This is a genomic window from Candidatus Polarisedimenticolia bacterium, assembly GCA_035764505.1.
Lineage (GTDB): Bacteria > Acidobacteriota > Polarisedimenticolia > Gp22-AA2 > AA152 > AA152.
The window spans coordinates 1-22,067 of record DASTZC010000227.1; the positions used below are offsets into that span (position 1 = coordinate 1).

24 protein-coding genes are annotated in these 22,067 nt (G+C 66.2%); 7 read left to right on the forward strand and 17 right to left on the reverse strand.

The window, feature by feature from the left end:
• The coding region (locus VFW45_15070; GenBank protein ID HEU5182105.1) for a GWxTD domain-containing protein at positions 1 to 949 on the reverse strand (949 nt) is incomplete at its 3' end.
• 46 nt (positions 950 to 995) lie between these two features.
• On the opposite strand from VFW45_15070, the gene VFW45_15075 reads away from it, so the two are divergent.
• Complete coding sequence (locus VFW45_15075) at positions 996 to 1,412, forward strand: hypothetical protein (GenBank protein HEU5182106.1); 417 nt, start codon at positions 996 to 998, stop codon at positions 1,410 to 1,412.
• Here VFW45_15075 and VFW45_15080 read toward each other — a convergent pair.
• The gene (locus tag VFW45_15080; GenBank protein HEU5182107.1) at positions 1,409 to 2,368 is read right to left on the reverse strand and encodes a peptidylprolyl isomerase; all 960 of its coding nucleotides are present in this window, start codon (positions 2,366 to 2,368) and stop codon (positions 1,409 to 1,411) included. The two genes, VFW45_15075 and VFW45_15080, sit on opposite strands and share 4 nt — an antisense overlap.
• Positions 2,369 to 2,756: 388 nt before the next feature.
• Between VFW45_15080 and VFW45_15085 the strand changes: the two genes are divergently transcribed.
• Both VFW45_15085 and VFW45_15090 read left to right on the forward strand, forming a co-directional pair.
• Positions 2,757 to 3,209 carry a zf-TFIIB domain-containing protein gene (locus tag VFW45_15085; protein HEU5182108.1) on the forward strand — a complete coding sequence of 151 codons (453 nt, stop codon included), beginning with the start codon at positions 2,757 to 2,759 and terminating at the stop codon, positions 3,207 to 3,209.
• A gap of 61 nt (positions 3,210 to 3,270) precedes the next feature.
• A complete protein-coding gene (locus VFW45_15090; protein HEU5182109.1) occupies positions 3,271 to 3,690 on the forward strand; it encodes a hypothetical protein in 420 nt (139 codons plus the stop codon).
• A gap of 134 nt (positions 3,691 to 3,824) precedes the next feature.
• Here the strand turns inward: VFW45_15090 and modA are convergent, their stop codons facing one another.
• From modA to gpmI, 3 genes are all read right to left on the reverse strand, one after another.
• A complete protein-coding gene (gene modA, locus VFW45_15095) occupies positions 3,825 to 4,601 on the reverse strand; it encodes a molybdate ABC transporter substrate-binding protein (GenBank protein HEU5182110.1) in 777 nt (258 codons plus the stop codon).
• A 75-nt stretch (positions 4,602 to 4,676) separates the two neighbouring features.
• Complete coding sequence (locus tag VFW45_15100) at positions 4,677 to 5,423, reverse strand: ComF family protein (protein ID HEU5182111.1); 747 nt, start codon at positions 5,421 to 5,423, stop codon at positions 4,677 to 4,679.
• 3 nt (positions 5,424 to 5,426) lie between these two features.
• The gene (gene gpmI, locus VFW45_15105; GenBank protein ID HEU5182112.1) at positions 5,427 to 6,989 is read right to left on the reverse strand and encodes a 2,3-bisphosphoglycerate-independent phosphoglycerate mutase; all 1,563 of its coding nucleotides are present in this window, start codon (positions 6,987 to 6,989) and stop codon (positions 5,427 to 5,429) included.
• Positions 6,990 to 7,244: 255 nt separating this feature from the next.
• Here gpmI and VFW45_15110 point away from each other — a divergent pair, with 255 nt between their 5' ends.
• The gene (locus VFW45_15110; protein HEU5182113.1) at positions 7,245 to 7,904 is read left to right on the forward strand and encodes an MOSC domain-containing protein; all 660 of its coding nucleotides are present in this window, start codon (positions 7,245 to 7,247) and stop codon (positions 7,902 to 7,904) included.
• Positions 7,905 to 7,983: 79 nt separating this feature from the next.
• A complete protein-coding gene (locus VFW45_15115) occupies positions 7,984 to 8,286 on the forward strand; it encodes a TfoX/Sxy family protein (GenBank protein ID HEU5182114.1) in 303 nt (100 codons plus the stop codon).
• A 21-nt stretch (positions 8,287 to 8,307) separates the two neighbouring features.
• Here the strand turns inward: VFW45_15115 and VFW45_15120 are convergent, their stop codons facing one another.
• From VFW45_15120 to VFW45_15175, 12 genes are all read right to left on the reverse strand, one after another.
• Positions 8,308 to 9,699 carry a tetratricopeptide repeat protein gene (locus VFW45_15120; protein ID HEU5182115.1) on the reverse strand — a complete coding sequence of 464 codons (1,392 nt, stop codon included), beginning with the start codon at positions 9,697 to 9,699 and terminating at the stop codon, positions 8,308 to 8,310.
• Between the two features lie 30 nt (positions 9,700 to 9,729).
• Positions 9,730 to 10,059, reverse strand: coding sequence for a TraR/DksA family transcriptional regulator (locus tag VFW45_15125; GenBank protein ID HEU5182116.1), 330 nt, complete (start codon positions 10,057 to 10,059; stop codon positions 9,730 to 9,732).
• Positions 10,060 to 10,104: 45 nt separating this feature from the next.
• Positions 10,105 to 11,061, reverse strand: a complete 957-nt coding sequence (locus tag VFW45_15130; GenBank protein HEU5182117.1) for a sigma-54 dependent transcriptional regulator — start codon at positions 11,059 to 11,061, stop codon at positions 10,105 to 10,107.
• Positions 11,062 to 11,124: 63 nt separating this feature from the next.
• Entirely contained in the window at positions 11,125 to 11,508 is a 384-nt protein-coding gene (gene rsfS / locus VFW45_15135) for a ribosome silencing factor (GenBank protein ID HEU5182118.1), read from the reverse strand.
• Positions 11,487 to 12,551, reverse strand: coding sequence for a GTPase ObgE (gene obgE / locus VFW45_15140; GenBank protein HEU5182119.1), 1,065 nt, complete (start codon positions 12,549 to 12,551; stop codon positions 11,487 to 11,489). Before obgE ends, rsfS begins: the two co-directional genes overlap by 22 nt.
• A 61-nt stretch (positions 12,552 to 12,612) precedes the next feature.
• A complete protein-coding gene (gene rpmA / locus VFW45_15145) occupies positions 12,613 to 12,870 on the reverse strand; it encodes a 50S ribosomal protein L27 (GenBank protein HEU5182120.1) in 258 nt (85 codons plus the stop codon).
• Between the two features lie 42 nt (positions 12,871 to 12,912).
• Positions 12,913 to 13,227: a 50S ribosomal protein L21 gene (gene rplU / locus VFW45_15150; protein ID HEU5182121.1), complete on the reverse strand. Its 315-nt coding sequence runs from the start codon at positions 13,225 to 13,227 to the stop codon at positions 12,913 to 12,915.
• Positions 13,228 to 13,302: 75 nt separating this feature from the next.
• Positions 13,303 to 13,890: an ADP-ribosylation factor-like protein gene (locus VFW45_15155; protein HEU5182122.1), complete on the reverse strand. Its 588-nt coding sequence runs from the start codon at positions 13,888 to 13,890 to the stop codon at positions 13,303 to 13,305.
• A 13-nt stretch (positions 13,891 to 13,903) separates the two neighbouring features.
• Positions 13,904 to 14,401: a roadblock/LC7 domain-containing protein gene (locus VFW45_15160; GenBank protein ID HEU5182123.1), complete on the reverse strand. Its 498-nt coding sequence runs from the start codon at positions 14,399 to 14,401 to the stop codon at positions 13,904 to 13,906.
• Positions 14,402 to 14,549: 148 nt separating this feature from the next.
• Positions 14,550 to 15,338, reverse strand: a complete 789-nt coding sequence (locus tag VFW45_15165) for a glycerophosphodiester phosphodiesterase family protein (protein ID HEU5182124.1) — start codon at positions 15,336 to 15,338, stop codon at positions 14,550 to 14,552.
• Positions 15,260 to 17,377: a translational GTPase TypA gene (gene typA, locus VFW45_15170; GenBank protein ID HEU5182125.1), complete on the reverse strand. Its 2,118-nt coding sequence runs from the start codon at positions 17,375 to 17,377 to the stop codon at positions 15,260 to 15,262. Before typA ends, VFW45_15165 begins: the two co-directional genes overlap by 79 nt.
• Before the next feature lies 1 nt (position 17,378).
• Positions 17,379 to 18,638: an exo-alpha-sialidase gene (locus VFW45_15175; GenBank protein HEU5182126.1), complete on the reverse strand. Its 1,260-nt coding sequence runs from the start codon at positions 18,636 to 18,638 to the stop codon at positions 17,379 to 17,381.
• A gap of 183 nt (positions 18,639 to 18,821) precedes the next feature.
• On the opposite strand from VFW45_15175, the gene VFW45_15180 reads away from it, so the two are divergent.
• Together VFW45_15180 and VFW45_15185 are read left to right on the forward strand one after the other, a co-directional pair.
• A complete protein-coding gene (locus VFW45_15180) occupies positions 18,822 to 19,745 on the forward strand; it encodes a cysteine synthase family protein (protein HEU5182127.1) in 924 nt (307 codons plus the stop codon).
• Between the two features lie 77 nt (positions 19,746 to 19,822).
• A complete protein-coding gene (locus VFW45_15185; GenBank protein HEU5182128.1) occupies positions 19,823 to 21,328 on the forward strand; it encodes a glycosyltransferase family 39 protein in 1,506 nt (501 codons plus the stop codon).
• Positions 21,329 to 22,067: the final 739 nt, after the last annotated feature.

Sequence of the window (22,067 nt, forward strand, 5' to 3'; positions counted from 1 at the left end):
GCTCGCCGGTCACCGGGTTGCGCACGCCGATGAACAGCGAATAGGTCCCAGGCGGGACCGAGACGCGTCCCTGGTAGAGGCGGAAGCCGTCCACGTTCCCGGCGGCGGCATCGGAGGTCCGGAACGAGTCGGGACGGGCCAGGTCGTAGGCGGCGGTGCCGTCTGAGAACCGGGCGTAGATCACCCAGTTCACGGGGGGATCGGAGCGCAGGATCCCGAGCGTCACCAGGACGGACGTGCTTCCGTCCTTCGCCAGGAAGAAGTCGTAGTGGGTGCGGAAGCGCTTCGGATCGATGGATGGCTGTGAGGCGGCGATGGTGTCCAGGAGCTTTTGCGGTTCCGGGGGGATCTGGGCCGCCGTCGCCTGGATGGCCAGCAGCTTCGGCGTTCCCATCAGCTGTTCCAGCCGGTTCATCGCCAACCGATCCGTGAGCTCGAATTCCGTCGAATTGGTGCGGATGAACCTCATCTCGGTGTCGCGTTCCATGCCGGGAAAGCGCGGCTGGTGATAGAACCAGGTGAAGAAGGGAACCTCCTTACCGCGCGGCGAAGTCGCGGTTCCCTGCTGGACCTCGTCGGGCGGACCCAGCAGGACGTAGAACTTCCCCCGGTCGGTCTTCCACCCCGGGTAGGGGGCGTCCCGGAACAGATGGTTGGCCTCCGCGACACGACGGCTGAACAGCAGCTCGGCCTCGTTGGCCGGGGTCGAGGGGTCGGCATCGCGGCGCGCCCAGAAGTCCTCGATGAATTTCCGGCGCTCCTCCTCGGAGCCCAGTCCCCGGTACTGCTTCTCCTCGGCCTTGGTTATCAGGTAGCGTACCGGCCCCTGATACCAGTCCTTGGTCGGCAGGTTCCAGTCCTTCTCCTCGGCGGCGCCCAGAGGAAGGGCGGAAAAGAGCAGCAGGATGACGGCGAGCCGGAGCCCGCGGCGCCGCGGCGGGGTTGACACGCCGCGCGGCGGGTTCCTATACTCGACCCATCGGGAAAAAAAGGGAATGAACAAGAAGCTGAACCCCGTGGAGCCGATCCCTCTCGAAGAGGGGCTCCTTCGCGTGCGCGCGGGGGAGGCAATCGTGCTCAGCATCGGCGCTCTGGATCGCCAGAGCGGCGTCGCCGAGATTCGCGCCCTGTGCCGGTCCCGCGAGAACCCCGACCTCACCGCGGTGGGGATTTGGAAGCTTGGCCCGACGTCTCCCGTGGAGCACTACTTCCCGGTCCCCGTACCGATCCCGGAATCGTCACCGACGGTGGTCTGGGAGCTGGAGACGATTCTCCTCATCGATGGACAGGGAAATCGCCGGACCTACGCCGCCGGCAAGGACTTCGATGAGTTTCTCTTTCAGGTGGAGGGGATAGAAGGGGTGGACTCCACCCCTCCGAAGCTCCTGGGTATCCGCGTCGATCCCGCCTAATTCTTGCCCGCGCCTCCGGCGGATTTGGTCTCCTTGCCGGTAACCTCCGTCAGCGTCGCCTTTTTGATCAGCAGAGGCTTCACCGGCTTCTCCGGCGTGCCGGGAGCGGCTCCCTGGGTCTTCAGGGTGGGGACCAGGGCCAGCGTCTTGACCGTGTCCATTCCCTCCACGACCTTTCCGAGGACGGTCACCGCCCCCCGCAGATCCTGACGCGCGACCGCCGTGATCATGATGTGGGATCCCGAGTCCATCGAGCCGGTCTCCCGATTTCTCGCCTGGATCAGCGTCCCCGCATCGATCGGGGCCTTGGAAGGCTCCGGATCCAGGTTGTAGCCCGAGCCGGCCGCCAGGTCCCCGGTGGGTGAGCCGCCGATGATCGCCACTCCCGGGATGATCCGGTGGAACTGATTGCCGTTGTAGAAGCCCTGGTGGATCAGGTCGACCAGATTACGCACGTGCCGTGGGGCGAGATCCTTGTTGAGCTCGACCGTGATGTTGCCGAAATCGGTCTCGAAGCGGACGCGATAATCCTTCTTGGGATCGTACTTCTGCACGATGTGCAGGATGATCTCGTTGCTGGCGGCGTTCTCTCCCTTCCAGGTGAGGCGGTAGTTGCCGGCCTTCTGCAGCCCCGGGAACAGCTCGTTGATCGGCAGGATGCGTCCGAAGAAGGCGCTCTTCTCCAGGCTCTTGGGCTGGGTCAGCGCGATCGGAGCACCTTCGGCCATCTTCAGCTTCGTTCCTTTGGCGTCCTCGACCACCAGCCCCGGAAGGAGATTCAGCCCCTTGGCGTTGTCGTAGGTCGCCTCGGAGTTGTTCTTCACCGTCATGGCGACCGGCAGATCGTCCCCTTCGTAATAGTAGGGAAGCTGGGTCTCGAAGTAGACCGAGAGGGGCGGCTTCGCGTCGGCCGCGATCGCCATTGCCGAGAGGAGCGCCAGAGCCGTGATTGCCATCGAGCCTGAGAGCGGGGAAATCCACCGAGTTCGCCGGGTCGTCAAATGCTCACCTCGTTCGGGAGTCAGGAGTGTCCCGGCCTGACGCCGGGAGAAAGGGTCGGTATTCGGCAAAGTTTAGCGAGTTTCAAAGGGTAATCATGATAATGCGCCCTCCCGGAAGGGTCAAACCGCGCCGCGCCCGTGACGGGTCCGGGCGTCCCACGGCTGGCCTCGCCCGGCTTCCTCTTCGGCTCTTCCCTGACGGAAGCGCAAGGTCGCGCCGTTGGAATCTTGACACGCCGGTCGCAGACGCGCGCGGGCGCAGGGAACTTTGCGGCCGTTCGCATAAAAGCCTTGCAGGACACGGCTTTTCAGCGTATAGGGACGGGATACCACGGAGGCGAGCTTGACCTGTTCCGGTTGCGGCGGAGCGCTCCAGGCGACCGAGTACCTGGGCGTCGACATCGATCTTTGCATTCATTGCGGCGGCGTCTGGCTGGAGGACGGCCGCCTCAAGGACTTGATCGACGCGGCACGGCGCGGGCTCCCATCCAAATCGATCGAGAACGCCACGCAGTTCCGCCCCAGCTTCCATCTGCATGAAAGCGACAAGACGCGCATCGTCAAGTGTCCCTGGTGCATCGGGGTGCTGAAGCCGGTCAACTACACCTCCTCCTCGGGCGTCGCCATCTACCGCTGCATCAACAACCATGGCGTCTGGGTCCCGAAGGACAACCTGGAGCGGCTTCTCCTGTTCCTGCAGATCTGGGACAGCTACCTGAAGCCGGCCCGGGGTGTCTACGCCCGCCTCGCCCCTCTCGGCAAGCAGCGCTTCCTGCGGCGCTATTCGGCATCCTGAGTCACCCGGATCCACGAAGAAACCGACGCGACGCACCAGCGAGCGGGCGTACAATGGCTTCATGCGCTTCGCCCCCGGACTCCTGCTGATGCCAATGATGCTGCTGGGATGCGCTCATCCCATGGAGGCGCGTCGCGTGCCTCCTGCTCCGCCGGCGCAGGACATCGACGCCGCGGCGCAACCCTTGCCGGCGGAGGTCGTGTCTTCTTTCCCCACACCGCCGGCGGCGCCAGCCGATGAACCGGTCGACTTCGCCAAGATCCTGCCCGTTCTCGAGCATCGATGTACTCCCTGCCACTTCCCGGGAGGAAGCATGCATGAGCGCCTTCCTTTCGAGCGGGTCGCAACCATCCGCGCCCTGGGTACGAAGCTCTTCACCCGCATCAAGGACCCGGCGGAACAGGCCCTGATCCTCCGCTTCCTTTCCACCCCGGCGGAAAGCGACCCCGCTTCAGATAAGAGTTTTTCTCCTCCCCTGTAGTTTTCCCCCTAATTCTCCGGTGTCGCGCTTCAGAAACCGAGTCAACACCGACCGCAAGGTTACGTGTTGCCGTTCAGCCGCCGGCCATTTTCTGGCCGGTCGGCTGTAAGGGCAGCTATTTCTGATGCACGACACTAAAACTCGGGCGTGAATCCGGCCTCTTCGAGGAGCGTGCGGGCCTGCGGGGATCTGAGGAAATCGAGGAACGACCTCGCATAGGGCGAGGCACCGGGGTGCGCCACCAGGACGACCAGGTAGGGGATCTTCTCGTGGCTGTCGTGGGGCAGCGTGAGAACGGCCCGCGCGCCGGAGCGGCGCCGCGCTTCGGTGGCGTAGACGATGGCCAGATCGGCCTCGCCGGCTTCCAGCAGCGCCAGCGCCTTCTCGGCATCCTGAGTCGGGATCATCCGGGGGCGTATCGTCTCCCAGATACCGGCGGTGGTCAGGGCCTGCCGGACGAAAGGACCCGGTACGGTGGCTTCGGGGTTCGGAAACGCGACGCGGCGAAAGCGCGCGGCGCCGATCTCCTGCGGGGAGCGGAGCGGCTCGGTTCCGGAAGGGGCGACCACCACCAGGCTGTTCGTGGCCCAGAGATAGCTGGAGTCCTCGTTCACCATCCCCGTCCGAAGCAGCTGCGCCAGGACTCCGCGGGTGGAGGAGACGAAGAGATCGGCGTTCGCTCCCGACAGGATCTTCGAGGCCAGAGCCGGGGAGGTGCCTCCGGTTACCTGCACCAGCGTCGCGGTCTTGCGGGTGAAGGCCTCGCCGATCTTCTCGAGCACCTCCACCGTGCCGTTGGCCGCGAAGACGGAAACCGGCGCCGCGGCGGGGGCTTCGGGGCGCGCCTCGACGCCGCCACTGAAGACGAGAATCGCCGCGGCCAGGAACCGTAAGATGAAGCTGCGCTGCATCCAATCATTATGTCCGGCCGCACGAGGGAGTCAACCCCACCCGTGCCCGGCCGACAGGCCGGCTGTCTTCCCGTGTCAGAGCACCGTGCGCGCCAGGGTCACCACCCGGACCCCCCGCGCGCCACCGCGCCGCAGGACCCGGGCGCACTCCTCGATGGTGCACCCCGTGGTGAAGATATCGTCCACCAGCAGAATGCGCTTTCCCAGAACCGCCGCGCCGGGTCCGAGGGCGAAGGTCCCGCGCAGGTTCCGGCGGCGGTCACGCTTGCCGAGCGTGGTTTGCGAGCGAGTAGGCGTCGTCTTGAGGAGCAGGCGCGGTGCGTGCGGCACGCCTGAGGCCTCGGCGACCGCCAGGGACAACAGCTCCGACTGGTTGAAGCCGCGCTCGCGCACCCGGCGCGGGTGCAGCGGCACCGGTGCGATCCAGTCGACCTCGGCGGTCTCGCCCGCAAGGGAACGGAACATCCATCGGCCGAGGCGGCGTCCGAGGGCGCGCTCACCATCGAACTTCACCCGGTGGATGGCGTCGCGCAGCGACCCTTCGTAAATCCCAGATGACCGGCAGCGATCGAAAGGGCGGTCGCGATGCCGGCATTCGCCGCACAGGTAGGCGGGAGTCGGCGAGGGATGCTCGAAGGCGAACACCGGCTCGCCGCAGCGCCGGCAGCAGGGTCCCTCCAGCCGGCGGAAGGACCGCCAGCATGGCGGACAGACTCCACCTTCCTGAATGGCGGGAAGGGGGCCACGGCAGACCAGGCAGTCGGCCGGGAGGAGCGCGGCGGCCAGTGGCGCGAGGAGCCGCCGGAAGGTCGGAAACGTCAAGCCTCACCCCGAAATCAGGGATCGGCCCTCCATCTCGTTGGGTGCGTCCAGCTCCAGGATCTCGAGCAAGGTCGGGGCAACGTCGGAAAGCAGGCCGCCTTCCCGGAGCTTTTTCCCCTTGTGGCGCTCGCTGACCAGCACGCAGGGGACCGGATTCGTGGTGTGCGCGGTATGCGGCTCTCCGGTGGCGTAATCGACCATCTGCTCGGCGTTTCCGTGATCCGCGGTGACCAGGGCGGTGCCGCCCTTTTCGCGGATCGCCTTCAGGACCGAGCCGACGGCGCGGTCCACCGCCTCGACCGCCGACACCGTCGCCGCGTAGACCCCGGTGTGGCCGACCATGTCGCAGTTGGCGAAATTCAAGATGACCACCAGGTCCTTCTTCTCTCCCACCTTGCGGATGAGCTCCTGCGCGATGCCGGGGGCGCTCATCTCAGGCCTGAGATCGTAGGTGGCCACCTTCTGCGACGGCACCAGGATCCTCTCCTCCCCGGAGTAGGTACGCTCCTCGCCGCCGTTGAAGAAGAAGGTGACATGCGCATATTTTTCAGTCTCGGCGAGGCGCAGCTGTGGCAAACCGGCCGCCGACAGGGCCTGCCCGAAGTTCCCCTCGATGTTCTGGGGCGGGAAGAAGAACGGCAGCGAGAAGCTCCGGTCGTAGCGCGTCATGCCGGCGAAGCCGGCGAGGCGCGGGACCGGGGCGCGGTCGAAGCGATCGAACTCCTTGTCGGCAAGGGCGCGGGTGAGCTGCCGGGCCCGATCGGCGCGGAAATTGAAGAACAGAAGGGCGTCGCCGTCCCGTATGGCGCCGGCAGCGAGGTCTCCCTTGACGGGGAGGACGGCCGGGGGGAGGAACTCGTCGGTGACGCCCGCCTCGTAGGCCGACTGCACCACAGATTCGACGCGATCTCCCACGGTCCCGTCGCGGAACACCAGAGCACGGTAGGCTTTCTCCGTCCGATCCCAGCGGTTGTCCCGATCCATCGCGAAATAGCGGCCGACGACCGTGGCGATCGAGCCGGCCCCTTCGATCTCGAGGTAAGCGCTCAAATCCTTAAGGTAACCGAGACCGGAGCGCGGCGGAGTGTCGCGCCCGTCGGTGAAGGCATGGATGAAGATCTCGCCCGCGTCCCGCCGCCGGGCGATGCGCAGGAGAGCTTTGAGATGATCGAGATGACTGTGCACGCCGCCGTCGGAGACCAGGCCCATCAGGTGCAGGCGCCCCTTGGCTGCCCGGACCCGGTCGATCAGCTCGAGCAGGACCTCGTTGCGATCCAGCTCGTGCGACTCGATCGCGAGATTGATGCGGCTCAGGTCCTGGAAGACGACCCGTCCCGCCCCCATGCAGATGTGTCCGACCTCCGAGTTGCCAATCACCCCCGTGGGGAGACCGACGGCCTCGCCGGAAGCGCGCAGCAGCGTCCGAGGATAGTCCTCGAGAATCTGGCGCAGGTGCGGCGCGTCGGCATGCGCCACCGCGTTGAAATCCTGTCGCTCGCTGTGTCCCCAGCCGTCCAGCACGATGAGCGCCAGCGGCAGGCTGCTTCGATTGGCGATACGGGTCATGGCCACATCCTAAAGAGCTTCCCGGCGGGATCTCTCCGGCGCCTCGGCCGGTTCAGGATTCTCGTCACGGGATGTCCTGTGCGGGGAGCGGGAGCCCTGCAAGACAAGGTGCAAGAGTCCCGAGAGGGTATGAGATCGGGCGCGGCGAGTCAACTCCGCGGCATCAGGCTGTTCCGCGGAAGATTGGAATCGCCGGACGGGGACGCTGCATCCAAGGGGTGACCGGCGCATCCCGCCTGGAAAGAGGAGCCCCGCATGAAGGTCGTATCGGTAAATGTCGGAAAGCCCAGGACGATCGCATGGCAGGGGCGCAAGGTGCGCACGGGCATCTTCAAGGTGCCGGTGGAGGGAAAGGTGGAGGTCGGGGCGCTCCACCTGGAGGGCGACGGGCAGGCCGACTTGCGGGTGCACGGCGGTGTGGACAAGGCGGTTTACGCCTATCCGATGGAGCACTACCCGACCTGGAGCGCCGAGCTGGGCCGTGCTCTGCCTTATGGCCAGTTCGGCGAGAACCTCACCCTTTCGGGACTGACCGAGGACGAGGCGCGCATCGGCGATCGCTACCGCATCGGCTCGGCGCTGCTCGAGATCTCCCAACCGCGGGTTCCCTGCTTCAAGCTGGGCATCAGGATGGAGGACGATACTTTCCCACAGCGCTTCCTGGAGAGCCTCCGATCGGGCTTCTACCTCCGCGTCGCGGTTGCGGGGACGCTGGAGGCGGACGACGAGGTGGAGCTCGAGTTTCGCGATGCAGGCAGCCTGACGGTCTCCGCAATCCAGCGACTCACCTTTGACGGCGCCGACGCCGATGCCGGCACGCTGGACCAGGCAGCGCGACTGGAGAGCTTGCCGGAAGGGTGGCGCCGGCGGTTTCGCCAGCGGCTCGCCGAGATTTCCGGCAAGGCCCGGTGGTGAGCTGATTTCCTCTTGCTCCCCGTTTCGCGGCGGAGCTATAGTGAGGCGCGCCGCGCGCGCCGGACCCGAAGGAGGAGTCGTGATATCGAGCGGAGACGATCGCGAAAGAGCTTCGACCCTCTCCGAGCTGAAGAACATCGGCAAGGTGACCGAGCGCTGGCTCAACGGCATCGGGATCTACGACGAGGCCGAGCTGCGGCGCGTGGGTGCGGTGCAGGCCTACCAGAGAATCCGGGCCTGTGAGGCGGGCGCGACCGAGAACCTTCTCTATGCGCTTCAGGGAGCTCTCAGCGGCACCCACTGGAACGATCTTCCCGTGCCCGTGAAGGAAATGCTCCGCCGCCAGGCGGAGCGGCACGATCCTTCCCCCGGGCGGCGCTGAACCCCTGCCGCACCGCCGGCTTCAGGCGATTTCGTTGGATTCCTGCGATTCCTGCGAGGCGTAGACGATCGCGGGATTGAAGCCCATCTCCTCGAGTGTGAGCTGTTCCTTCAGATCGAGCTGGATGGTGTTCCACTCGCCGCAGGTCTCGCAGTAGTCGCGCCAGGCCGAATAGCGCGTCGAGCAGGAGCCGCAGCGGAATTCCAGCCGCAGCGGGTCCATCTGCCCGAGCAGGTGGTTGTACTCGCGGGCGGCCTGCAGCGGATCGCCGCGGCGCTCCAGGATCCGGGCGATGTAGAAGGAGATCGTCGGTCCGTAGCTCACCTTGGGACGGAGGGCGCGGAACACATCCAGCGCCTCGTCCAGCATCTCGAGTCGGTAGTAGAGCTTTCCCAGGAAAAAGCGGGGGACGACGTCGCGCTTCGCCTTCCAGGCCATTTGCTTGAATACCTCGATGGCGCGTTCCGGCTCCTCGAGCTGCAGGAAATGGTCCTCCAGGGCGGTCAGGAAGACGGCGGAGGAGGTGGCCTCGAAGCCGCGCCTCCAGATTTCCACTGCATCATCCGACTCACCCGCGGCGATCAGCACCTTCCCGAGCTTCCAGGCGGCCGGGACGAAGTCGGGCTGCTCTTTCAGCAGGCGCCGCAGGATCGCCATCGCCTCCTTCGGCCGATCCTCCGCCGCGTGGCGCACGGCGACCTGGTAGGGGATGCCCGTCCGGTAGCGGCGGTCCTCCTTGCGCAGCGTCTCGCCGCACAGCTCCTCGATCTTCCGCTGGATCTCCTGTGCCTCCTCCCAGGCCTCCTCGCGCACCAGCAGGGCGCGCAGCTTGCGGTAGGCGCTGAGCGCGCGCTTCGGCTTGCGCTCGATGATCTGGGTCAACGTCTCGCGCGCCAGGACCGTGTCGCCGGCACTCTCGTAATCGTCCACCAGCGCGAACAGAGGACGCAGGTCGTTCTCGCGCGCCTGGCGGGCCCGCCGGTGCAGCTCCAACGCCTGGGCCGTGCGTCCCAGGTCGCGGTGCACGTCGCCCGCCTTGATCAGCGATTCGAAATGGCCGGGGTCCATCTGCAGGATGGCGTTGAAGTGTTCCAGCGCCCTCTCCTCGCGCCCGTTGAGGATCGCCTCGATCCCGAGGACGTAGCGCACCTCGATTTCCTTGCGGGTCTTGAGCGCGCGCCGGCGGGTGACGCTGTCCATGACCTGCTTCACGTCGCGCAGCAGTCCGAACAGGACCGGCACCGCCATCGACGCCAGGGCGACCAGCAGAAAGGTGCCCCACACCGGCATCGAGAGGCTCTCGGCCAGGAAGATTTTCTGGTTCAGAATTTCCCGGTTGGGCGTGTAGAGGAGGGAAAGGACGAAGACCAGCCCCGAGGCGGCCAGGAGCATCAGGAAGGTTCTCAGCTTCACGATCGCCTCGAGGGCCTCAAGGGCCTTCGATCAGAGGAGCCCTTTTTCCTCCCGCTCCTGGCAGGAGATGCAATGGCGGGCCCAGGGGACGGCGTCCAGCCGCTTGGGGAGCATCTTCTCGCCGCACTCCATGCAGACCCCGAAGTGGCCGTGCTTGAGGCGCTCCAGCGCGTCGTCGACCAGCTGCAGGACGTTCCGATCGGTGTTGCTGAGCGAGTAGAGGAACTCCTTGGTGTAGGCGTTCGAGGCCTTGTCGGCGATGTCCTGCGTGTCGCCGTCTTCGGTGTCGCGGCCGTAGTTCTTGTTCGTGACGTAAGCCGCCACCAGCGCCCGACGCTTGTCCTGGAGCTTCTTCCTCATCGTATCTATCTGCTTTTTGGTCATTCTTGTCGTGCCTCGCTCCCGTCAGGGGATGCCGTAGCGCTTGCGCTTTTCGAGCAGCGTCTTCCGGTTGATCCCCAGGATTCTCGCCGCTTCCGTCTTGTTGCCTCGGGTCGTCCGGAGTACCTCACGAATGTAGGCCGCCTCGAGCCGGTCCAGCGTCAGCATCTCGGAGGTAGCGGCCCGCAGGATTGCTTCCGTGCGGTCCGAAGCCGAGAGGGGGAGATCCCCCGGGCCGATGGCCGTTCCCGTGGCGGCGATGACCGCCCTCTCCACAACGTTCTTCAGCTCGCGAACATTTCCCGGCCAGGGATAATACCGCAAAAGCTCCCGCGTCTCCGAATCGAAGCGCAGCGCCCCGCGCGAGTGGCGGGAGGCGGCTTCCTCCAGGAACGCGTCGGCCAGGAGCTGGATGTCGTCCGGCCTCTCCCGCAGCGCGGGAAGGCGCAGCGCGATCACGTTCAGCCGGTAGTACAAGTCCTTCCGGAAGCTCCCGTCCCGGGCCGCCGCCTCGAGATCCGCGCCCGAGGAGGCGATGAGCCGGATATCGACCTGGATCGTCTCGTCTCCCGACAGGCGCTCGAAGCTGCGCTCCTGCACCACCCGCAGCAGCTTCCCCTGCAGCCGCGGCCCCAGCTCGCTCACCTCGTCCAGAAAGAGCGTGCCGCCGTGAGCCTGCTCGAACCTGCCGATGCGGCGCGATTCGGCGCCGGTGAACGCCCCCTTCTCGTGTCCGAAGAGATCGCTCTCGAGCAAGTCCTCGGAAATGTTCGCGCAGCTGACGGTGACGAACGGTCCGGAGGCCCTCGGACTCTGCCGGTGCAGCGTGGCCGCCAGCAAGGTCTTGCCGGTGCCGCTCTCGCCGGTAATCAGGACGTTGGCGTCGCTGGCGGCGACGCGTCCGGCGAGCTCCAGGATCCGGCGCATCTCCGGATCGGAGTGGAGCAGGCTCAGCGCGGTGTTTCCCACCACAAACGGCATATTCCTTCTCCGCGAGCCGCGTGGCTCACCAGGAGGGGAATATGGGCGCCGGTCTGCGCGAAGTCAACTTCGCCGGGAGCCGGAAGTCCTTTTTTTCTTTGGCTTTTCAGCCGCCTCCCAGCGCGGGACATCGCCCCAAAGCCGCTCCAGCGAGAAGAAATCCCGCCTCTCGGGAGTAAAGATGTGGACGATCAAATCATCGTAATCCATCAGAACCCACTCTCCCGTACCGTACCCCTCGACATGGCTGGGGGAGAGCTTCTCCTTCTTGAGAACCGCCTCGATGGCATCGGCGATGGCCTGCACCTGGCGCTTCTGTTGCCCGGTGCAGATGAAGAAGAGATCAGCGAAGGAGCAGGCGCCGGTCACGTCCAGCGCCAGCGGGTCGGCGGCCTTCTTCTCCAGGGCCGCTTTGCGGACAATATCTAGCTTGCGGTTGATGCGGATGGCCGGCTCCCTCCTTCCGGCGGCGTCGCGCCGCCGGCTGCCTCCTGCCGTCGCAGCGGCTGGAGCTGCTTCCAGATCGCCTCGTTCAGCTCGCCGAGCCCCTCGCCGCTGACCGCCGAGATGCGCGCGACGGGAATACCCCGCTGGCGCGCCTCCTTCTCGAGCGGGCGCAGCCGATCCTCCTCCGGGCGCGTGTCCATCTTGTTGATCACCAGGATCTGGGGCTTGAGCTCCAGTCCGCTTCGATACTCCTTCAGCTCCTGGTTGATCACCTGCCAGTCGCGGAGCGGATCGCGGTCTTCCCCGGCGGCGGGATCCACGAGATGCACCAGCAGCCGGGTGCGCTCTACGTGGCGCAGGAAGCGGATCCCGAGGCCGTGCCCTTCGTGCGCTCCTTCGATCAGGCCCGGGATGTCGGCCACCACGAAGGTCCTGAAATCACCCAGATCCACCACCCCGAGGTTAGGAGTCAGGGTGGTGAAGGGATAGTCGGCAATCTTGGGCCGCGCCGCGGAGATTCGCGAGATGAGGGTCGATTTTCCCACATTCGGGAAGCCGATCAGCCCCACCTCCGCCAGGAGCTTGAGCTCGAGGGTCAGCCAGCGCTCCTGCCCCGCTTCTCCCGGCTCCGCCTCCATCGGCGTCTGATGGGTGGAGCTGGCGAAATGCGAGTTGCCGCGTCCTCCGCGCCCCCCCTTGGCCGCCATCCAGAGGGTTCCGACCTGCGTCAGATCGGTCAGCAGGAAGTCGCCTTCGGCGACGGTCGTCCCCGGGGGGACCAGCAGCGTGATCGGCTTGCCGCTGCGCCCTGCCTTGTTGCTCCCCTTGCCGTGCTGGCCGCGTCCTGCCCGAAAGTGCCTGCGTGTCTTGAATGGGCTCAGCGTGGAGAGCGACGCGTTCACCTCGAGGAAGACCGAGCCCCCCTCACCCCCGTCTCCGCCATCCGGCCCGCCGTGCGGAACGTATTTCTCGCGGCGGAACGAGACGCACCCGTTCCCCCCGGCCCCCGCCTGGACGAAGATCTTGGCGTGGTCGATGAACATGGCGGTCCTCCCGACGGGGATGGCTCCGCGACGGCGGCGAGACTCAGCCGCGGGCGGATGGTCAGCTCAGAGGTTGGATGCTGACGAACTTGCCGTGGCGGCCCCGGTCGCGATAGACGACGGTGCCGTCGATCTTGGCGAAGAGGGTGTCGTCCTTGCCGCGCCCGACGTTGGTCCCGGGCTTGATGACGGTCCCGCGCTGGCGGACCAGGATGGCCCCGCCGGTGACCTTCTCGCCTCCGAAGACCTTCACGCCGAGCCTCTGGGAGTTGCTGTCCCGGCCGTTTCTCGAGCTTCCGCCCGCCTTCTTGTGAGCCATGGCGCGCCTCTGGAGCTGCCCGGGGCCTGCGGCCCCCGGCGTTTACACGATGATGTCTTCCACTTTCACGGAGACGTACTGCTGGCGGTGTCCCTGAGTGCGCCGGTACTGCTTGCGCTTCTTCTTCTTGAACACCAGGACCTTCTTGGTCTTTCCCTCGCCCAGGACGGTGGCGACCACGCGCGCCTCGGAAACCAGAGGCTGGCCGACCTTGACGCCCGATTTCTCGCCGCCGACGAAGAGGACTTCGTAAAACTCGACCTTCTCCCCGACCTTCTTGTCGAGCTTCTCGAGCTTCAACACGTCGCCCTTGGAGACCTTGTGCTGCTTACCGCCGGAGCGGATGATGGCGTACATGCACACCCCTTTTGCTGCTGTGGAACCCGTGATTATAGGGAGGAGGGGAGGGGGTGTCAATATTCCCCTGGGGGGTCAGGCGGTCTTGCGCAGCTCTACCAGGACCATCCGGGCGATGGCCTTCAGCGTGTCGAAGACGCCGGTCCCGTTCTGGGCAATTGCCTCAAAGACCGGCTCGCCCCGCACCGCCAGCGCCTTCCTCATCTCCTCCGCCGGCACGGCGCTGGCAGTGTCGCGCTTGTTCAGCTGGAGGACGTAGGGGACCTTCGCCAGGTCGTAGCCCTGGTCCCGGAGGTTCGCGTGCAGGTTCTTCAGCGACTCCAGGTTCGCCTCCATGCGGGCGGCCTGCGAGTCGGCAACGAAGACCACGCCGTCGACCCCTTTCAGGATGAGCTTGCGGCTGGCGTCGTAGAAGACCTGCCCGGGCACGGTATAGAGGTGGAAGCGGGTTTTGAAGCCCCGGATGGTGCCGAGGTCCAGCGGGAGGAAATCGAAGAACAGGGTGCGGTCGGTTTCGGTCGCCAATGAGATCAGCTTGCCGCGCGAGGTCGGGTTGCTCTTACCGTAGATCCACTTGAGATTGGTGGTCTTGCCGCCCAGGCCCGGCCCGTAATAGACGATCTTGCAGTTGATCTCGCGGGCGGCGTAGTTGATGAACGTCATCGGCGGACCCGCCTCAGTTCCCGAAGAGGCTGTCGATATCCTCGTCGGTAATGTCGGTGAAAGGGGAGGCGGCCGCGGTCTTGCCGCTGCGGGCCTTGCTGGAGCGGAGCTGCATCTTCTCCAGCGCCGCCCCCAGCTCCGGGACATACTTCTTGACCCGCAGGCGGACCAGCCCAAGGGAGGAGCGCTCGTCGAAGATCACCACGAGAATCACTCTGCCCCCCACCATCGAGAGGTGGAGGTTGTCCTTCTCCCCCTCGTGGTAGAGGGTCGAGAAGTCCTTCTCGCCGATCAGACGGGCCAGGCTGTCGGTGGCGGCGACGTTGCCCGCCGCGAGCGATGCCAGCGCGGTCACGTCGAGGCCCTGGACGTCGCCGACGCTGGCGATTTGCTGGCCGTTCCGATCGACCAGGCAGACGATCCGGGCGTTGGCTTCGTTGCGAAGCTTCAGGATCAGATCGCGGATTGCCTGGAAGTCTTCCTCGTGGAGGACCATATCGGAAGTGGGCAAGCAGGTCTCCAAAAATGCGGGGTTAAATATATCGATTCGGAGGCTTTTGGCAAGCCCCGATGGCAGGAGGACCGCTGCGGCGGGAGGGACTGGGGAAAACCCTGTGACACTTGGGCTTGCGCGCGTCGATGCACATCGACGAATTGTCTCACATCGTGAAGAGCCTGGGATCGTCCGTCATCACCCCATCCACCGGCAGGGTCTCCAGCTCCGCCAGGCGCCGCGGCTGATTCACCACCCAGACGTGCACCGCCAGCCCCAGCCGGTGGCAGCGCTTCACCAGCCGGGGGTTGATCAGACGGTCTTTCGGGTGCATGGCCGCCAGGCGAACACGGCGATCGAGCGGCGTCAGTCCGCGGCTTTGCCGCGAGGCGAGCCAGGCGAGCCTGGCCTGGGGAAAGGCGGCGCGCAGACGGAGCAGGTCGTCGGCTCGGAACGAGGAGAAAAGGACGCGGTCCAGGGAGCGGGAGCCTGTGAATCGCGCCGCCAGCTGCCGCACCAGCTCGTCGACGTGAAAATCCTCCTTGATCTCCAGGTTCATGCCGCAGCGGACGCCGCGCCCCCACTCCAGCAGCTCGTCCAGCGTTGGAATTCTCTCACCGCGGAGGCTCCACTTCCCCCAGGTCCCGGCCTCCAGGCGGCGCAGCTGCGGCAGGGAGAAGCTGTCCACCCGCCCCTTGCCGTCGGTGGTGCGCTCGACATGCGTGTCGTGGATGAGGATGGGGACATGATCGGCGGTGAGGCGAAGGTCGGTCTCGATCCAATCGCAGCCCAGCCGTATCGCGAGGTCGAAAGCGGCCAGGGTGTTTTCCGGGGCGAGGGCCGACGCTCCCCGGTGGGCGAAGCGCTTCAGGCGGGTCAGAGGGCCTCCACCACCTCGCGCTCGGAGCGACGCCGGTCCTGATAGCCCAGCAGGCGCTTGCGCAGGCGGATGGATCGAGGGGTCACCTCCACCAGCTCGTCGTCGTTGATGAACTCGATGCACTGCTCCAGCCCCATGGCGCGGGGCGTGGTGAGGCGGATCGCCTCGTCGGAGCCCGAGGCGCGCATGTTGGTGAGGTGCTTCTTCTTGCAGACGTTGACCACCAGGTCGGTGTCGCGCGAGTGCTCGCCGACGATCATCCCCTCGTAGACCTTCACGCCGGGGCCGATGAACATCGATCCGCGGTCCTGCAGGTTGGAGAGGGCGTAGGAAACGCTGAGACCCGGCTCCTTGACCACCAGGGCGCCGCGCGTCCGCCCGGGAATCTCGCCGCGATGCGGGCCGTACCCTTCGAAGACGTGGCTCATGATCCCGCTGCCGCGAGTCTCGCTCAGGAACTCGTTGCGGAAGCCGATCAGGCCGCGGGCCGGAATGGAGAACTCCACGCGCACCCGGCCGGTGCCCGCCCCGGTCATGTTGCTCATCTCGGCGCGCCGCGTTCCGAGCCTTTCCATGACCACGCCGAGCGCCTCCTCCTCGACGTCCACCACCAGGTGCTCCATCGGCTCGAGGACGGTGTCCCCCTCCTGCTTCAGGATGACGCGCGGGCGCGACAGCTGGAACTCATAGCCTTCACGGCGCATCGTCTCGACCAGGATGGCGAGGTGCAGCTCGCCGCGGCCCGACACGACGAAGCAATCGGGGGAGTCGGTCTCGTCGACCCGCAGGCTCACGTTGCTGCGCGTCTCCTTCTCCAGCCGCTCGCGCAGATGGCGCGAGGTGACGTACTTCCCCTCGGTGCCGGCGAAAGGGGAGTCGTTGACCAGGAACTCCATCGACAGGGTCGGCTCGCTGACGCGGATGGCCGGCAGCGCCACAGGATTCAGCGGATCGGCAATCGTCTCGCCGATGGCCACGTCGGGGAAGCCGGCCAGGGCGATGATCTCCCCCGCCGCGGCCTCGTCGACGTCGGCCCGCTTGAGTCCTTCGAAGATGCTCAGCCGCGTCACCCGGGCCCGCTCATCGGTCCCGTCCAGCTTCATGAGCGCCAAATCGCTCCCCGCGTGGACGCGCCCCTTGAGGACCCTGCCGATCGCGAGCCGGCCCAGATAGTCGTTGTACTCGATGTTAGTCACGATCATCTGGAAGTCGCCGTCCACGTCGCCCGCCGGAGGGGCGACCTTCTCCAGGATCGTCTCGAGCAGCGGAAGCACGTCGGTGTCGGTGTCCTCCAGCTCGCGCCGGGCGTACCCCAGCTTGGCCGAGGCGTAGATCACCGGGAAGTCGAGCTGGGCCTCGCTCGCCCCCAGATCCAAACAGAGCTGGAACACCGCATCGAGGACTTCATGGGGCCGGGCGTCCGGCCGGTCCACCTTGTTGATCACGACGATCGGCTTGTGTCCGAGCTCGAGCGATTTCTTGAGGACGAAGCGGGTCTGGGGCATCGGCCCCTCCGCCGCGTCCACCAGCAGCAGCACGGCGTCGACCATCGTGAGAGTGCGCTCCACCTCGCCGCCGAAATCGGCGTGCCCCGGGGTGTCTACGATGTTGATCTTCACGCCCCGGAAGCGGACCGAGGTGTTCTTGGCGAGGATGGTGATGCCGCGCTCGCGCTCGAGATCGTTGCTGTCCATCACCCGCTCGATCAGCCGCTCGTTCGAGCGGAATGTGCCCGTCTGCTGCAGGAGGCGGTCCACCAGGGTGGTCTTGCCGTGGTCGACGTGGGCGATGATGGCTATGTTGCGGATGTCGTCGCGCACGGGCCCGGTCGCGGCGCCGCCGCTCACCGCGGGCAGCAGGGAGATCTCACAGTCTCCCGGCAGCGGCGTGTCCATCCCGCCGGAATAGCGGATGCTCTCGCTCCCGACGAAGATATTCACGTGCGGCCGCACCTCCCCCTGCTCGTTGAGCAGGCGATCGCGCAGCCCGGGATGCAGCGCGCACAGCGCTTCCATCGCATCGGAGACGGTGCCCGAGGGCAGCGTCACGGCGACGCGCGCGTCGCCGCGGGTGTAGCTGCGCAGGGGAGAGGCGATGTGGAACAGGATGGTCATATCAGCGCCGGGAAGAGCCCTTGCGCGCTCCGCGGCGCCGGGCGGTGGGCGCCTTTTTGGCCGGGCGTCGCCGGCGGGGCGAAGCAGCCTTCCTGCGCCGGGCACCGGAGGAAGACTTGCGCGAAGCCTTGCCGGTTTCTCCGATCACCACGGCCCGCACGCTCACGATCGGCGGCAGACCTCCCATCAGCAGCCGCCAGGAATCGCCGTCGTCGCGCGATCCGTACACCTGCCCGCTGCGCGTGCCGAAGTAGACGCCGGCCGGGGCCAGGGTGTCGACGGATAGAGCGTCGCGCAGCACCGTTTCCAGGGCGTTTTTCTGAGGCAGGCCGCGTGTCATGGGATGCCACGAGCTGCCGGCGTTGCGCGTGCGGTAGACCCGCAGCTTCCCCTCCGGCGTGCAGCGGAACTGGTCCGACTCCAGCGGAACGATGTAGACGGTGTCGGGGTCGTGCGGATGGATCGCCATGGGGAAGCCGAAATCGGAGGGGACGCCGCGGGCGATGTCCTCCCAGGAATCGCCCCCGTTGTCGCTGCGGTAGAGACCCCAGTGGTTCTGGGCGAAGAGACGCTCCGGCCGATCGGGGTGCATCACCACCTTGTGGACGCACTGCCCGAACTCGGGGTGCTTGTCGGGAAGGAACTCGGCGCGAATCCCCTGGTTGCGCGGGCGCCAGCTCTTGCCGCCATCGTCGGTGCGATACACCCCGCCGGTGGAGATCGCCACCACCATGCGCTTGCGGTCCGAAGGATCGGGAAGGATGGTGTGCAGGCAGAGTCCGCCGCCGCCCGGCTCCCAGCGCTCCCGATGCGGGTGATCGTGCAGCCCGCGCACGAGCGACCAGCTCTCCCCGGCATCCTTCGACTCGAAGATCGCGGCCGGCTCGACGCCGCAGTAGAGCACGTTGGGCTCCTCGGCGCGGCCGGGCCGAATCTGCCAGATCTGCTTGAGCGAGACGCCGGCGTCGGCGGGGAACTTCACACCGGAGGCTTCCGGCGCCGTCCAGCTCCTGCCGAAATCGTCGGAGAACTGGAGCACCGCGCCCCAGTGGAAGCTGTGGTTGGCGGCGAACAGCCGGTTGCGGCCGGCGCGCGAGTCGAATCCCACGCCGTAGACGCTGTGCCCCGGGAAGTGGGGCCCGCCCAGCTCCCACTCCGAGCGCCTGCCGCCGCGCGAGCGCAGCAGGAACAGTCCTTTCATTGTTCCCACCATCACGCACACGTCGCCGTCGCCGAACCGGATCTGCCGCGTCACCGCCATGGAAGAGCTCCCGGAGTGTGAGTAAGAAGGATGCGAAACGTAGCACACCGCGCGCGCTCCGATCAACCCGTGCAATGCGCCGTTGCGGCATCCGTCGTGGTGCAAAGGCCGTTGCCGTGGCGGCGGGCGCGAGCGTATAGTCGGGGCCTCGCCCCAGACCCGCTTGCAACGAAGGAGACGTCGATGAAGAACCTGTTGTCGTCGATCGGCAGGACGCCCCTCATCCGCCTGGAGCGGCTCCCCGGGACCGGAAGCGCGGAAATCTTCGTGAAATACGAGGGAGCCAACCCCACCGGCAGCATGAAAGACCGGATGGCCCTGTCGATGGTGGAAGGGGCCGAGCGCCGCGGACAGCTGCGGCCGCGCGGCAAGGTGGTCGAGTACACCGGAGGGAGCACCGGAAGCTCGCTGGCGATGGTTTGCGCGGTGAAAGGGTATCGGGGGCACTTCGTCTCGTCCGACGCCTTCGCCGAGGAGAAGCTGCAGACGATGCGCGCCTTCGGATCGGAGGTCGAGGTGATCCCGAGCGTGAACGGCAAAGTCACGGCCGAGCTGATCCAGGCGATCATCGAGCGGGCGCGCGAGCTGGCGGAAGAGCCGGACGCGTTCTGGACCGATCAGTTCAACAATGCCGACAACCGCCAGGCCTACCATGCGATGGCCGAGGAGATCCTCACCGCGCTCGATGGAAGGGTGGATGCCTTCGTCATGGGCGTGGGGACCGGCGGCTGCTTCTCGGGGAACGCCGAGATGCTGAAGCGCAAGGCGCCCGGCGTCCGCTGCGTTGCCTTCGAGCCTGCCGTCTCGCGGGCGCTGTCCGGAATGAAGCCGACCGGAGGGCATCGCCTGGAGGGGACGGGCCCCGGATTCGTTCCTTCGATCTGCCGGCTGGACCTGGCGGACGAGATCGTTCCCGTGACCGATGCCGACGCCTACGAGACGGCGCGCCGCATGGCACGCGAGGAAGGGATCTTCGGCGGTATCACCTCGGGTGCGAACGTCTGGGTCGCCCTGCGGCAGGCGCAGAAGCTCGGTCCCGGCAAGCGGGTGGTCACGGTGGTGTGCGACTCCGGTCTCAAATACCTGCAGGGGGATCTCTACCGTTGAGCGAGGCGGACGTTCCCGTGGGCGCCCTCCAGGGGTCCCGCGCCCCGGTGCGAGATTCGGAACGGCGGTCGGAGTTGATGAGGACCGCGCTCGCCGTGGGGATTCCGGCCCTGGCGATCCTGGCGCTGCATGCGACGACCGGTGGGCGCTATCCGATTTTCCGGGACGAACTCTACTACCTCGACTGCGCCCGGCATCTCGATTGGGGCTACGTCGACCACCCGCCGCTGTCGATCGCTCTGTTGGCAGGGTGGCGCAGCCTGTTCGGCGACTCGCTTCCTGCCTTGAGGATGCTTCCCGCCCTGTGCGGCGCGATTCTCGTCATCCTGACAGGCTGGATGGCGCGCGAGATGGACGCGAATCTTCTCGGACAGGGTCTGGCGGCGGTGGCGGCGCTCACCGTTCCCTCCTACCTGGGAATCACCGGCTTCTATTCGATGAACGCGTTCGACCTGGTGGCCTGGGCGGCCGCGTTTCTCATTCTGATTCGGTTCCTGCGCACCGGCCGCTCATCGCTGTGGATTTCCTTAGGCCTCGTCCTGGGGATCGGCCTGCAAAACAAGATCAGCCTGCTGACCCTGGGCGCCGCGCTCGCCGGCGCGCTCCTTCTGACCTCACACCGACGCGAGCTTGCCCGCCGCGAGATCTGGATCGGCGGCGTTCTGGCGATCCTGCTCTTCCTTCCTTACCTGCTCTGGCAGGCGACGCATGACTGGGCGACGCTCGAGTTCATGCACAACGCGGCAACGCGCAAGATCGCGGCGCTCGGCTTCTGGGGCTTCACCACGAGTCAGCTCCTGGAGATGCATCCTTTCAACATCGTCCTGTCGCTGGCGGGACTGGGCTTCCTGTGGGCGCACTCGGGGGGTCGCTACCGGCTCATCGGGATCATCTTCGTCCTGACCTTCCTGATCCTGGCGCTTCAGCGGAGCAAGCCCTACTACCTGGTCGCCGCCTACCCGCCGCTGCTCGCGGCGGGCGCCTGCGCCGTGGCCGGCACGGGGGAGCGGCGCCGGCCCGCCCTCGCCTGGGGGGTGGGAGCCCTCCTATTAATAGGAGGGGCCTTGACGGCGCCTTTCGCTGTCCCCGTCCTGCCGGTCGAGCGCTTCGTTGCCTACCAGAAAGCGCTCGGAGTCGAGCCGGCCAGCGGGGAGAACCAGAGGCAAGGGCCGCTGCCGCAGCATTTCGCCGACCGGTTCGGCTGGCAGGAGCTGGCAGCCGGAGTGGCGCAGGCCTACCGGCAGCTGCCCGCCGTGGTCCGCGCCGTCACCGGCATCGTGACCCGAAACTACGGCGAGGCCGGCGCGCTCAACTATTACGGCCGCAGGCTCGGCCTTCCGGAAGCGGCGACGCAGCACAACAGCGGCTATTTCTGGGGGCCGCCGTCGGGGGCGAGCGCTTTTCTCATCGTGGGAAGCGAGCGGGAAGATCTGGAATCGACCTGTGGAACGCTGACCGAGCTGCGGACTTTCGAGACCTCGCCCTGGGCGATGCCCTACGAACAGCGTCAGACCCTGTTCCTCTGCCGCGACCTGAAAATCCCCCTGGCCGAGGCCTGGCGCCGCGGCAAGCACTTTATTTGAGATTCGGCACAAGCACCGTCAATTGGGCAGCTTCTGACGCCAGTCAAGCACTCATTCGCCTGGCGCTGAAACTCAGGGTGAAAACGAGGCAGGCTTGCTTGCATCCTTGCGGCGGCCGCGGCAAGGCAAGACCGGGTTTCTTTGTCGATGGAAGCGGCGGGCTGCAGTATCCACAACCCCAGGGTCCCGCTCACCGGGGTTTGCTCCGTCCCGTTTCCCTTCTCAAGCGAACGAATCGCCTCCGGAAGTATATCTCCACGACATAGCGCCCGGGTGGCGGACTTCAGGTGCTGAAGGTGGAGCTCCGGCTTCTTAGCCCACCGCGATAATCGAGCATTTTCATATTCCTCGACGAGATCATGGAATAGCGAGCCCTCAGCGCCGTAGGTCTCTCTCGATTCAGCCTCTACCAGGTGGTCAAGGTAGGGAGCCAAGTTATCGGATGAGCAAAAGGAATGGACCGCCAGGGAGTTTTGCAGGTAATCGATGCGCTCTGAAGGGGGAACCTCGCGAAAGAGCTCGAGCACTCGAGGACATTGCGCAGGTGCCGCTCGACCGATGTCCGTGATCCTGAACTGGCTCCGTTGCAGCGAGCCCGCGCTGTCGCCACACAGCGACAAGGAGTCGTGGTACCTTCGCAGCGCCGCCTCGTAATCCGCTTTCTGCACCAGGCGGAAGGCCTCCGTCTGAGCCTGTCCACAAGTCCCGGATGGCACCGGGTTATCCAGGCTCTTCTGAA

What these genes read in the sequence shown, in the direction of transcription:
- VFW45_15075 (HEU5182106.1), top strand. Translation starts at nt 996, where the DNA reads ATGAACAAGAAGCTGAACCCCGTGGAGCCGATCCCTCTCGAAGAGGGG.
- VFW45_15080 (HEU5182107.1), bottom strand. Translation starts at nt 2,368, where the DNA reads ATGGCAATCACGGCTCTGGCGCTCCTCTCGGCAATGGCGATCGCGGCC.
- VFW45_15090 (HEU5182109.1), top strand. Translation starts at nt 3,271, where the DNA reads ATGCGCTTCGCCCCCGGACTCCTGCTGATGCCAATGATGCTGCTGGGA.
- modA (HEU5182110.1), bottom strand. Translation starts at nt 4,601, where the DNA reads ATGCAGCGCAGCTTCATCTTACGGTTCCTGGCCGCGGCGATTCTCGTC.
- gpmI (HEU5182112.1), bottom strand. Translation starts at nt 6,989, where the DNA reads ATGACCCGTATCGCCAATCGAAGCAGCCTGCCGCTGGCGCTCATCGTG.
- VFW45_15110 (HEU5182113.1), top strand. Translation starts at nt 7,245, where the DNA reads ATGAAGGTCGTATCGGTAAATGTCGGAAAGCCCAGGACGATCGCATGG.
- VFW45_15125 (HEU5182116.1), bottom strand. Translation starts at nt 10,059, where the DNA reads ATGAGGAAGAAGCTCCAGGACAAGCGTCGGGCGCTGGTGGCGGCTTAC.
- VFW45_15130 (HEU5182117.1), bottom strand. Translation starts at nt 11,061, where the DNA reads ATGCCGTTTGTGGTGGGAAACACCGCGCTGAGCCTGCTCCACTCCGAT.
- obgE (HEU5182119.1), bottom strand. Translation starts at nt 12,551, where the DNA reads ATGTTCATCGACCACGCCAAGATCTTCGTCCAGGCGGGGGCCGGGGGG.
- rpmA (HEU5182120.1), bottom strand. Translation starts at nt 12,870, where the DNA reads ATGGCTCACAAGAAGGCGGGCGGAAGCTCGAGAAACGGCCGGGACAGC.
- rplU (HEU5182121.1), bottom strand. Translation starts at nt 13,227, where the DNA reads ATGTACGCCATCATCCGCTCCGGCGGTAAGCAGCACAAGGTCTCCAAG.
- VFW45_15155 (HEU5182122.1), bottom strand. Translation starts at nt 13,890, where the DNA reads ATGACGTTCATCAACTACGCCGCCCGCGAGATCAACTGCAAGATCGTC.
- typA (HEU5182125.1), bottom strand. Translation starts at nt 17,377, where the DNA reads ATGACCATCCTGTTCCACATCGCCTCTCCCCTGCGCAGCTACACCCGC.
- VFW45_15175 (HEU5182126.1), bottom strand. Translation starts at nt 18,638, where the DNA reads ATGGCGGTGACGCGGCAGATCCGGTTCGGCGACGGCGACGTGTGCGTG.
- VFW45_15180 (HEU5182127.1), top strand. Translation starts at nt 18,822, where the DNA reads ATGAAGAACCTGTTGTCGTCGATCGGCAGGACGCCCCTCATCCGCCTG.
- VFW45_15185 (HEU5182128.1), top strand. Translation starts at nt 19,823, where the DNA reads ATGAGGACCGCGCTCGCCGTGGGGATTCCGGCCCTGGCGATCCTGGCG.